9 protein-coding genes and 3 pseudogenes are annotated in these 11,418 nt (G+C 40.6%); 7 read left to right on the top strand and 5 right to left on the bottom strand.

The annotated features are described in order from the left end of the window. A pseudogene (locus PVV57_RS08885) lies at positions 1-215 on the top strand (transcriptional regulator); the annotation flags it as partial. 434 nt (positions 216-649) lie between these two features. Continuing rightward, positions 650-1,018, top strand: coding sequence for a helix-turn-helix transcriptional regulator (locus PVV57_RS08880; protein WP_273719392.1), 369 nt, complete (start codon positions 650-652; stop codon positions 1,016-1,018). Between the two features lie 154 nt (positions 1,019-1,172). Here PVV57_RS08880 and PVV57_RS08875 read toward each other — a convergent pair whose 3' ends face one another. From PVV57_RS08875 to PVV57_RS08865, 3 genes are all read right to left on the bottom strand, one after another. Further along, positions 1,173-1,454, bottom strand: coding sequence for a hypothetical protein (locus tag PVV57_RS08875; RefSeq protein ID WP_273719391.1), 282 nt, complete (start codon positions 1,452-1,454; stop codon positions 1,173-1,175). A 3,362-nt stretch (positions 1,455-4,816) separates the two neighbouring features. After that, positions 4,817-5,398, bottom strand: coding sequence for a disulfide bond formation protein B (locus PVV57_RS08870; RefSeq protein ID WP_273719390.1), 582 nt, complete (start codon positions 5,396-5,398; stop codon positions 4,817-4,819). Positions 5,399-5,408: 10 nt separating this feature from the next. After that, on the bottom strand, positions 5,409-5,561 hold the full coding sequence (locus tag PVV57_RS08865; RefSeq protein WP_005774735.1) for a DUF5993 family protein: 153 nt from the start codon (positions 5,559-5,561) through the stop codon (positions 5,409-5,411). Between the two features lie 793 nt (positions 5,562-6,354). On the opposite strand from PVV57_RS08865, the gene purE reads away from it, so the two are divergent. From purE to PVV57_RS08840, 5 genes and pseudogenes are all read left to right on the top strand, one after another. Further along, positions 6,355-6,852: a 5-(carboxyamino)imidazole ribonucleotide mutase gene (gene purE, locus PVV57_RS08860; protein ID WP_273719386.1), complete on the top strand. Its 498-nt coding sequence runs from the start codon at positions 6,355-6,357 to the stop codon at positions 6,850-6,852. Between the two features lies 1 nt (position 6,853). Further along, entirely contained in the window at positions 6,854-8,044 is a 1,191-nt protein-coding gene (locus PVV57_RS08855; protein WP_273719384.1) for a 5-(carboxyamino)imidazole ribonucleotide synthase, read from the top strand. A 675-nt stretch (positions 8,045-8,719) separates the two neighbouring features. Beyond that, positions 8,720-8,845, top strand: a complete 126-nt coding sequence (gene ykgO, locus PVV57_RS08850) for a type B 50S ribosomal protein L36 (protein ID WP_004863016.1) — start codon at positions 8,720-8,722, stop codon at positions 8,843-8,845. Positions 8,846-8,988: 143 nt separating this feature from the next. Beyond that, on the top strand, positions 8,989-9,774 hold the full coding sequence (locus tag PVV57_RS08845; protein ID WP_273783896.1) for a tetratricopeptide repeat protein: 786 nt from the start codon (positions 8,989-8,991) through the stop codon (positions 9,772-9,774). Between the two features lie 90 nt (positions 9,775-9,864). Beyond that, positions 9,865-10,047, top strand: a pseudogene (locus PVV57_RS08840) (hypothetical protein); the annotation flags it as partial. Between the two features lie 241 nt (positions 10,048-10,288). On the opposite strand, the gene PVV57_RS08835 reads toward PVV57_RS08840, so the two are convergent. Then, complete coding sequence (locus PVV57_RS08835; protein WP_273783894.1) at positions 10,289-10,501, bottom strand: hypothetical protein; 213 nt, start codon at positions 10,499-10,501, stop codon at positions 10,289-10,291. Positions 10,502-11,119: 618 nt separating this feature from the next. After that, positions 11,120-11,418: pseudogene (locus tag PVV57_RS08830) on the bottom strand (MFS transporter); the annotation flags it as partial.

Raw genomic sequence — 11,418 nt, 5'->3', positions numbered from 1 at the left:
TAAGCGCCAAATGCTTACTGGAAATCGCTCAAAAACTAGAAGTTCCGATAAGCTTTTTTTATGCAGATCTTGTGACAGCGGATATTTTCTCAAAAGAAAATCTTTCCCACCATAATCAATACACCTATAGTGAAAAAGAATTTGCCCTTTTAAAAAGTTTCAGAGAACTCCAACCGAAAAAACAGAAGGCAATTTTATGCTTGCTCTCTGATTAGCAAAAGCACGCACATCAACATTATTCGCTCATAGAGAGCCCTTTTGGTAAAATTCATCCCCCCCTCAAAGGATAAAATTTCATCAGATTTAACCAAGCTATCCCGAATATTCCTGCTCTTTTTTCCTTCTTAAACAAGACTACTTTACAACCATAACAGAGTAAAAAATATTTTCATTTCTCTTGCCAACTTTCTGAAATTCATTTATCACTTAAAAGATATTTTGGTCGTCTACGCAACGATCAAAAGGGGTTAAAAGCCCTAAGTTCAGTACATAAAAATCGATACCACTTTACTGGTATATCCCGGATTCCGGGAGCTTTTGCTATGTCCAGGTGCGCTCTAGCACTAAAAGCAAAAGGCTGACTGAACTCAGTGCTTTTAACTCCCGGAATACCAATGCGAGGGCGCTCGCAACCGGAGGGGGGTGCAAAGTGCCAACTAAAGATCCACATTTTATCGACATTTCTATAGGCAAAAGAATTCGTCATAGACGCATTGCCATGGAACTTTCTCAAAAGGCATTAGGAAGCTTTTTAGGTGTGAGTTTTCAACAAATCCAAAAATATGAAAAAGGGTTGAACCGTGTAAGCGCCAAATGCTTACTGGAAATCGCTCAAAAACTAGAAGTTCCGATAAGCTTTTTTTATGCAGATCTTGTGACAGCGGATATTTTCTCAAAAGAAAATCTTTCCCACCATAATCAATACACCTATAGTGAAAAAGAATTTGCCCTTTTAAAAAGTTTCAGAGAACTCCAACCGAAAAAACAGAAGGCAATTTTATGCTTGCTCTCTGATTAGCAAAAGCACGCACATCAACATTATTCGCTCATAGAGAGCCCTTTTGGTAAAATTGATGCACCTCAAAGGGCAATGTTCTATCGAAAGCAACAAGCTAAATCCATCACACTAGCCCCTCACGCCATTCTTCACGCCCCCCTTCAAACAAACTCTTTTACATTCTCTTCCTCACACTCTTTTTTGCCTCGTCACGTTTAAATACAAAAAGCAATCCATCCATCCGCATATTGCCAACACAACGCATATTCTTACGGATAAGAATTTTCCCATCTCCCCACGCCTTAAACAACAGCATTTTATAGAAACCTACGAGTAAGCCCCATTCCTTCACACCATACTTTTTCCTCCTCACGCACGCCATTCCCATCCCTCTCCCATCAACACATCCTCGTCCCCCGTCTCCATCCCAACTTATCTCTCCACGCACAAGTCTCACCCGTCATCTCCCCCTTCTGCCACCCATCTTGCCCCTTCATGCACGAGACTCTTCACCTCCAAATCTTCTCACCCCATTCCACGCCATGATAAAAGCCCGACACAACCTAAGGCATACACAGCGCATAAATCTTTCACATCCTTAACTCCCCTTCCTTTTTTACAGATCAACGTTTTACGATTTTACATCTTTACAGAAAATAACAAATGAAATTTCCAAACCACCCCGCGCTACTCTGTAAACAATAATGCTCTATAATCCAACTTCTCACCCAGCCCCCCTAACTAACCTCGGATCACCGCCACTCAAACGAGGCTGATATCAAGTGCAACAAGCAATCCCTATCCCCTCACGCCTTCCTTCACGCATCCCTCCCTTTGCGCCATCAGCTCTTGTACGCACCATCCCCTCTCATTAACACACCCGTACACTTAACATAGCTCTTCATCTCATCTTGTCCTCCATTCACGAGACTCTTCACCTCCAAATCTTCTCACCCCATTCCACGCCATCTTTCAGCCCTTCGCACCACCTGCTCTTGTACGCACCGTCCCCTCTAACCTATCACACGCATTCTCTCCCTCCACCATCCCCCCTCTCATCAACGCACCAACAAACTTACCCCCTCTTCGCTCCAGTTATCCCCCCCCTTCTGCCTCCCATCTTGCCCCTCATGCACGAGACTCTTCACCTCCAAATCCTCTCACCACATTCCACGCTATTCTTCATCCCTTTGTACCACCGGCTCTTGTACACAGCGCCCCCGTTTATTTCCCACATTCCTTCTTTTCTCCAATCAATGCCCTTAACACACCTCTTCATCCAAGCTTGCCCCTCATGCACAGACTCGCTCCCCCCAACCCTCCGCTTCCATATTCCATAGCATGTGACAAACAACCAAAAACATACGCAGAACATAAATCCTCCACATCCTTAACTCCCCTTCCTTTTTACAGATCAACGTTTTACGATTTTACATCTTTACAGAAATCTGTAGACAAAATTCCGATAAAAACACTGATTAACGTGCCTCCACCCCTCACCTCAAAGGACGAAGGTTCCATCCAGCGCCAATTTATGAACAATCCGGCTTCTCACGGCCAATGACACTTGAGCAACCACTCATGCGGTTCACATAACAGTTTGCTGAAAATAGAATAGACAATTTATCCACGCCCTAAACTTTTCTCTCCGCGCCTTTGAGCATCTTCCACGATTCAAGACAAAGCTCTCCAACGACAAGATTTTGATTTATAAAGAATTTTCACTGTTTTACATATTGAATGAGAGTCTCGAATATTGTAAGATTCTCTCATTTCAAATCCTCTATATTGAATCAATCACCTCTCTTGCACGTTACAAGCAAGTAAGCCTGCGTGGCGTAAAAATTGTATAAGAACGGCATGTAACCGTCTCAAGTGCCAAAGGCTGTCGCAACATTTTAGGGCTAGCAAAGTATATGATTCCGGTTTACTCTTTTATGAAGCGTAAAGATGAAAGTGCCCGTTTCCATTACGTCTCTCAACTGTGCCTTCCACACCCTAAACACATGCCGCGTAAAAAGGATAAAAGCCCCTCTCCCCCAAAAAGCCTCCGCTTTTTTTCACAAACATTCTACATCCTCGTCCATTCACGACAGACTTCACCGCCTCACGCTTATCCCTTCCCGCCTAGCCCATCTTTCCTCACTCAACACACTTCATCTAAAGCGCTCTCCACTGAGGCTTTTCTCTCCACTTTGGATAAAATATTGTTTTATAATGATAATATAGCGTTATTCAATTTGAATGAGAATGTTGAATACCTTAAGATTCTCTCGTTAAAATTTGTTTATATTGAATCAATCACCTCTCTTGCACTTTACAAGCAAGTAAGCCTGCGTGGCGTAAAAATTGTATAAGAACGGCATGTAACCGTCTCAAGTGCCAAAGGCTGTCGCAATATTTTAGGGCTAGCAAAGCATATGATACCGGTTTACTCTTTTATGAAGCGTAAAGATGAAAGCGCCCTATAAATTTTACACACTTCATGGGGACTCTGCCCTTCTACCCTTCATAAACGCCGTCGCAAAAAGAGCTTGGGGATTTCTCATTAAAACAAGCCCGTAAATTAGTAACCCCGGTATATTTGGTAAACCCAGTATATTTGGTTTGGAGCATTCCGTTTTGCCTAAAGGTTGTGCGCCCAAAAAAACATACAATAAATATGATAAATAAAAGCGTAAAGCAATCTCCATTTTTTAAAAGACATTGCCTTAAATGCTTTTGAAAATCATAAAACTGAATAAAATGAGATGGCAAAGATGTGAAGGGAATTTTTCCCCTTAAAAACGCATCCCCATACGTTCCATGTCATTGGTGACAACACGCCATAAACGCATAAATTCTCTGCTCTTTTTTGCGTATTTCTATTTTTACGCTTTTGCATCTTTACAGAAACATCTTTATAAAATGATGACACGACCACGCTTTAAACAACCACCTTTAAAATCTCGCGGCCATTTTCACTTCAATCCCCCCTATCTTCACTTTAATCATAGATGATAAACTGGTCCCATTGACTTTATTGACCAGCGCAAAATTTTGCGATCCAATTTTGATTATCGAAAGGGTTTATAAGAAGCATTTTTACAACTTTTTAAAAGAATCTTGCTCCACATGCAGTGTTTTTTTATGATGGACAAAGATCTATTAAATGGATTCACGCTAAGAAAGTTGGACATGAGAGATTTTTTTTGATTTTTTCCTTCACCGTCTACAACGATAAATTGTTCTTATATGTCAATGTTTTTTCGTAGGAAGAATCATCATCAAAACGCTCATCCTTTTCTAAAACAAAGGCTTCACAGAGAAAGGACAGATCTAAAAAGAAGATAAAAAAAAAGGTTTGTCTCTCATAAACAAACCTCTACAGAAAATTATTTAGATAATTTTCGAAATCTTAAACTAATCCCTCTAGAAGCATTTAAGATACTTCAGAAGCACCAAAATGAATACAAGAGGTTACTTAATACAAAGTTTAAAAAAATCAAGAGCAAAAAATTATTATCATTAATGCGCCCTTAAAAAACAAGTTTTTCACTCCCCCAGCCACTCGACAATCCAACGGCTCAAACAAGCTCCCTCGCGTCGCCCCTTCAACATCGCTTAAAAATAACGCGAGCTTTAAAAAAAACGACAAGCCAAGTCTTTCTTAAAAAAAGATCAATCGCAAACACGCATAAAAGTCAATCTCTCGATAAAAGATCACTTTGAGAAGATCAAAAATTTTGATAAACTACCGCCTCAATAAAAAAGAAGCGGATTTTTCAACATCTCCGCCTCTTTAGCCGTAAAATTATGATGAGGAATAATTAAAAAAATTCAAGACTGTGAAGGGAACCAATTTGATAACAATTCATACCTTACAGGATCATCTGCGCATTGTCCGCCTCCACATTCCAGTATGGTAGAAATCAAATTTGCCGCAATTAAAAATACAAATAAGAAACTTGCTGTTTTACCCAAGATTGGAAAAGCAGAAAATTCTTTAAACTTGTGTGCCAATTCGCCTAAAATCATGACGAATGCAACAGCAAAGATACAAAGAACAGAAATAATGAAAGCCCAAGTATAAAAATGCAATCCAAAGAACGTTGAACCATATCCCAGATCATCAGGTGTGATATGCAAAAATACCTGCCGTGCAGCAACAGCACTGGTTACCATACAACCGATAATAACCATGCCATAATGGGTATTTTTCACCTTATGGTGAATATTGAGCAAGAACCCACATCCTGCCAGCATCAATCCAACGCGTTGCAACAAACAAAGGGGGCAAGGTAACTCAAATTTTACCAATTGATAATAAAAAGCGACCATCAAGACAATGGATAAACCAATCAGTCCTAGTGTATTCATAAAGATGACGAAATGAGGATTTTTTTTTTCAACATTTTCCATGGCTATTCTCTCAAAAAGATAAGTTTAAAGTAGAAGTTGCGTGATGATTAAACGTAAGAAGAATAACAACGAACAAAATAGCCCATAAAACATAACTTATATTTTTTTTGCCATACACCGTTGTTATTGCAGTGCCTAAAGCGATCAAAAATGGAAAAAACATGACTTTCAAATCTCCTTTCTTAATATTCCGGTGTTTAACTATTATTTCTTAATTATGAGGGTTCAACATATTAAAAAATTGGGCAAAAAAGAGACCATGGATTTATTATTCACAATTCATCCTTCACTTTAGTATTATCGTTATATTTATGGTATTATCGTTACATTTATGTGAAGAAATGATGAAAGATATAATCGCCTAAAAAGGTCTCTAAACAAAAGCGCTAAAGCGTCGATTATTCGCATTCTTTATTTCAGCAATTATTTAAAGAGTCTATTTTCCCCCATACCTGAACAGCAAAATAAAAAGCCTTTGAAATGAAAGATATTCTTCTGTTATTTTTCTCAACAAATATCCTTATTTACAACGCACTTTTGCCATAAAAATCTCTTTTTTATTATAAACAGTGTTTCAAATTGCACCATATTTTACAATATATGGTAACGGTATTTATTTTAGCAACAAGAAATGAGATATTTTCTAAAAGCCTTATATTTAAATTCTTTTCCAAAATGTATTTCCAACATGTATTTTTTTGCTTCAAAGTAAACGACATTCTCGCTGTTTAACGTCCCCACCATTCAACATGTTTCACACCACAAGCTCAAAGGATAGTGCTTCATGAGTTTCAAGAGGGTATTTTTCAGCTGCTGTATTGCCCTTTAAATTTTGACCTTTCAATCTTATTTAAAGAAAACTGTTTCTCTACCAGAGATTGGCTTTGCAAAGAGACTATAAAACTCTTAAAAAATAATGGTAAAGAATCGCCTTGAATCTTTGAAAAGGATGGAGAATGACGAAAAAATCATGTGATGTCGCGATTTTAATGGGGAGCCAATCGGATTGGCGAACGATGTGCCATAGTGCAGATATTTTGACGAATCTTGGCATTTCTCATAGTTCGCATATTGTCTCAGCCCACCGCACTCCTGAACGTCTTTATCAATTTGCCAAAGAAGCAAAATCGGCAGGTTTTAAAGTTTTAATTGCCGGAGCTGGGGGTGCGGCCCATCTTCCTGGTATGCTCGCAGCGCTTACCCCCCTTCCTGTTTTTGGCGTTCCAGTGCACTCACAATCTCTTTCTGGTCAAGACTCTTTGCTTTCAATCGTGCAAATGCCAGCAGGAATACCGGTTGGCACACTAGCCATTGGCAAAGCAGGCGCCATTAATGCAGCACTTTTAGCCGCAGCCGTTATGGCCGTTTATGATCATGATCTCGCCCAGCGATTAGAAGATTGGCGCCAGCAACAAACAGCCGATGTCGCCCTAACGCCTGTCACGGAGGTTTAAAATGGCTGCGTTTTCCAACACGCCCGCTTCATCCAACACCACCTCACCGTCCAACACCACCATACCATCCAGCACCACCCCACCATCCAGCACCACCAAATCATCCAGCATGCTCCCTCCAGGCAGCGTCATCGGTTTAATCGGCGGCGGACAATTAGCCCGCATGCTCGCCATAGCGGCGGCAGAATTAGGATTTCGAACGGTTATTTTTTGCCCTGAAGCCGATTGCCCAGCCGCTCAAACAGCCAACAACCATATTGTTTCCTCCTATGATGACATATCAGCCTTAGATCATTTTATTGCTCAGTGTGATATTGTCAGCTATGAATTTGAAAATCTTTCGCTTCAAACGGTTCAATATGTAGAAAAGAGCAAGCCTGTTTACCCTTCTTCTAAAGCCTTAGAGATCGCACAAGATCGACTTTTTGAAAAACAATTTTTACAAGATCAAGGGATCAGCACCGCCTCATGGCATGCTGTTGACGATTTTTCTTCTCTTGTTTCTGCTCTTGATAGCTTAGACGGCCGTGGTCTTTTAAAGACGCGTCGTTTTGGTTATGATGGGAAAAACCAGATCAAGCTTGATCATCCCGCGAAACAAACCCTTGAAGAAGCCTTAAAAACTTTTCAGGAACAGCCTTGTATTTTAGAAGAAATCGTTCCTTTTTTATCGGAAATTTCGGTTCTCTCGGCCCGCACAAAACAAGGGGAGCATATTTTTTATGATTGTCCTGAAAACCAACATCAAAACGGAATTCTTCATAAATCCTTTGTTCCCTCCCATATTCCCCTTAAGGTACAAAAAGCCGCCCAAAACATCAGCGTTACAGTGATGAATGCTCTTAATTATGTAGGTGTTCTTTGCATTGAATTTTTTGTCTTAACGGATGGTCGCCTTTTAGTAAATGAATTAGCCCCGCGTGTGCATAATTCTGGTCATTGGACGCAAAAAGCCTGCATCACCTCACAATTTGAGCAGCATATCCGTGCGATTTGTGGTCTTCCCTTAGGCAGCCCCTATCGCCATAGTGATTGCCAAATGACCAATCTTCTTGGAAACAATTTGAACACTTTAAAATATTTTCTCACGCAAAAGCACACTTCGATCCATTTATATGGCAAACGCACAGCCCAACCCCACCGCAAAATGGGCCATGTCATTCAATTAACGGGACCAGCCAGCAGATCTTAATCCCCCTATAAAAAGTTTTTTTCACACTTTTCCCCCCAATGAACTGAAAAAACATCACCTCTGCTCACAGCGATATCCAGCGACTTAACAGCGCGTGCTTCTAAACCCTTCAATTCTTTCAACCCCACCTCACTGCTTCACACGCTCCTACAAACCACTTCTCCTCCACGCCCCCCTTAAAAGACCCCCCCCTCAACAATCCAGCAGCTTAACAGCACGCTCACCCTTTCAACTCTCCGCTTGAACAAGGCTTATTTTTTCAAAACTAAGAAGCTTTTAGCTTGTTCTCACTCTTTAGTACTTTTTTTTCTCAATGTTTTTATCTTCAAGGCAACCATCAAGACACCCTTTTTATCGCAGAGAAACCCTTGACAAGAATAAGTCTTCTTGTTAAATTCTGTCCACTTTTTTGCAATTTTCACTTATTCGTTGTGTTAATGAAGTGTGTTAATACGTGCCTTAAAGGTGCGTTTTTCTTTTTGTGATCACAGTGAAAAAGTGTATCGTGTAATATTATGATGCAAGTATGATATCATAATGCAATATTCGTGTGGTAAGCAGTGTATTGTCGTATTGGGGTTATGATTTATAGTGCGGTTGTAATGTTGTTATGATATTGTAAGTGTTATAGTATTGTAATATTGTGTTATGTAAACTGTTTAAACGGTGAATATGATGAAAATTAAAAATTCGCTTAAAGCACTAAAGGAGCGCCACCGTAACAATCGTTTGGTGCGTCGTAAGGGTCGTGTTTATATCCTCAATAAAACGAACCCGCGTTTTAGAGCACGTCAAGGCTAATTCTTTAGGGTTAATTTTTTTTATGCCTACTTTTTGTAGGCTTAAAAATTTTCCCTTAAGATTTTTTTGGGGGCATAAATCTATTGGTTACGAGTCCATTGTTTGATAATGTTTGGTGATTTATCTTTTGGGGGCTTGTTTTTATGGATTTTTCTATTTTTTTAAAAGTTTTTCGATTTTTTCAGTTGCGTTTTTTCTACATTTTCCAGCGCATTTTTTTTCTTTCTTTTGTTGGTATTTTTTGTTTCATTTCTTCGGGATATGGACAAAATCCTCCTTCGCTTCCTGAAGATCGTCCTTCTCCCCAATCGCTTTTACCGTTAGATGATCTCATTCCCAATTCTCCTCCTTCTTCTGCAACGCCCTCTGATTCTGACTCATCAGCGATTATTCTTGAAGATTTTGACTCAGAGCAGCTTTCCCATGTTGACAGTATAAAGCAACGCAAAGAAGCAGAAATTTTACGTTTACTGAAAGAATTGAAATATTGTGCTGATGTTGCTCAAGCGAAAAAGATCAGTCAACAACTTCAACATTTATGGTCCCAATCGGGGAGTGAAACGATTGATCTTTTAATGTCATGGGCTGAAAATGCGATCAACAGCGATGATTATGGTCTTGCACTTGATTATATTGATAATGCTCTTGCACTTTTACCTAGTCACGCTGAAGCTTGGATAAGACGTGCTTGGATTCACATTCAACTGAATGATTTCAAACTTGCCATGCTTGATCTCAACCATGCTCTTGAACTTGAGCCGCGCAACTATATAGCCTTTTTTGAACTTGGCGTTATCATGGAAGCAACAGAGCATCCAGAACTTGCTCTCAAAGCTTATGAAACGGCATTAGGCTACTACCCACAAATGCACAAGCTTCAAAAGCGCATTGAGGCTCTGTTAGACGAACAATCACCACAAGCGCTTTGAACACATCAGCCACAAACAAAACGCCTTACACATCCCCCAACCTTAAAATAAAACACGACGCCCATCCCAGCCAATAAACCAGCCCTATAGCTCCCAATGCCCCCGTGCAATTACAGTGCCTTTTTTGAACTTGGCGTTATCATGGAAGCAACGGAGCGTCCAGAACTTGCGCTCAAAGCTTATGAAACGGCATTAGGCGACACCCCACAAATGCACAAGCTTCAAAAACGCATTGAGGCTCTGTTAGACGAACAATCATCACAAGCTTTTTGAACGCATCATCCACAAACAAAACCCTTCACACATTCTCCAACCTTGGATAAGACGTGCTTGGATTCACCTTCAACTGAATGATTTCAAATTTGCCGTGCTTACAACCATCCCCCCAACGCCCCTCCACACCATTGACAATGTCTTTTTAAAACTTAGGCCATTATCATGGAAGCAACGAAGCGTCCAGAACTTGCACTCCATTCACAAGACTTGTTCCCCCTTTCTCTCACCCCATTCCACGCTATGACAAAAGCCTCCACACCCCAAAAGCCCAACACACCCCAAAACCTCCACAACGCATAAAGCCTCCACGTCCTTCACTTCCTCTTCCTTTTTTACGTCTCAACGATTTTACAGAAAATGACAAACGAAAAACCCGCTCTGCTCTGCGAACAATACTCTTCACCCCATCTTGCTTTAACAACTGATGAACCAGCCCTGAAAGATGACTCACAAAGCAAAAGTTTCAAAGCTGCAATATCGATTCAACCAACATCCCTGCATCAGAAATATCCCCTTCAAACCTCCCCCAACATTCTCCCAAAACATCAAAACCGAATATTTTGCCCCCACTCTTCATTCCAGTCAACGCCCTTAAGATCGCTCTTCACCCCATCTTACGCACCATTCACAAGCCTCTTAACCTCCAAAATCCTCTCACCCCATTCCACGCTATGACAAAAGCCTCCACACCCCAAAAGCCCAACACACCCCAAAACCTCCACAACGCATAAAGCCTCCACGTCCTTTACTTCCTCTTCCTTTTTTTACGTATACACGTTTTTACGCTTTTACATTTTTACAGAAAATGACAAACGAAAAACCCGCTCTGCTCTGCGAACAATGCGGTCTGTAAACAATGCACTCCCCCCAGCTTCTTACCCACAGCGCCTGACTGATCAGGCTCCCTAAAGGAGGCTGCTTCATCAGACCCGACAGATAAGCCCACCGCGAAAATATTCCACACCCTTGCACAAAAAAACACACGCATTGTAAAATCTATTGCCCAATATCAATCTCAAAGAGCAGTATTGCATGATCGGATAAAATACGTGTTTCATTGATGCGCCCATCATTTTGAAGAAACAATTGGCAAAGAACTGTTCACCAACATCCTGATCCCGAATAAACAACATAATCCAACCACGCCAGAAAGAAGGAATAACTTACCAGAAGAAGTGTGATCTAACACAAAGGCTCCAAGAAACGGTGCTCCCAACATCGCTAAATTTTGGATAGACTGCACCCATCCAGAAGCGACCCCAATTTGTTCATTGAAATTGCTTACCAGATAAACATTAGAAGATATGGAAAAGCGTGCACTGACCATTCCAATGAGCAAAAAACAGAGCAACAAAGTCTCAATATGAA

Source organism: Bartonella sp. AU15XJBT (genome assembly GCF_028618615.1).
Taxonomy (GTDB): domain Bacteria; phylum Pseudomonadota; class Alphaproteobacteria; order Rhizobiales; family Rhizobiaceae; genus Bartonella.
Note: the sequence above shows the minus strand (reverse complement) of the source record. Positions and strands in the feature narration are given on the sequence as shown.

What these genes read in the sequence shown, in the direction of transcription:
- PVV57_RS08845 (WP_273783896.1), top strand. Translation starts at nt 8,989, where the DNA reads ATGGATTTTTCTATTTTTTTAAAAGTTTTTCGATTTTTTCAGTTGCGT.
- PVV57_RS08865 (WP_005774735.1), bottom strand. Translation starts at nt 5,561, where the DNA reads ATGTTTTTTCCATTTTTGATCGCTTTAGGCACTGCAATAACAACGGTG.
- purE (WP_273719386.1), top strand. Translation starts at nt 6,355, where the DNA reads ATGACGAAAAAATCATGTGATGTCGCGATTTTAATGGGGAGCCAATCG.
- PVV57_RS08870 (WP_273719390.1), bottom strand. Translation starts at nt 5,398, where the DNA reads ATGGAAAATGTTGAAAAAAAAAATCCTCATTTCGTCATCTTTATGAAT.
- ykgO (WP_004863016.1), top strand. Translation starts at nt 8,720, where the DNA reads ATGAAAATTAAAAATTCGCTTAAAGCACTAAAGGAGCGCCACCGTAAC.
- PVV57_RS08855 (WP_273719384.1), top strand. Translation starts at nt 6,854, where the DNA reads ATGGCTGCGTTTTCCAACACGCCCGCTTCATCCAACACCACCTCACCG.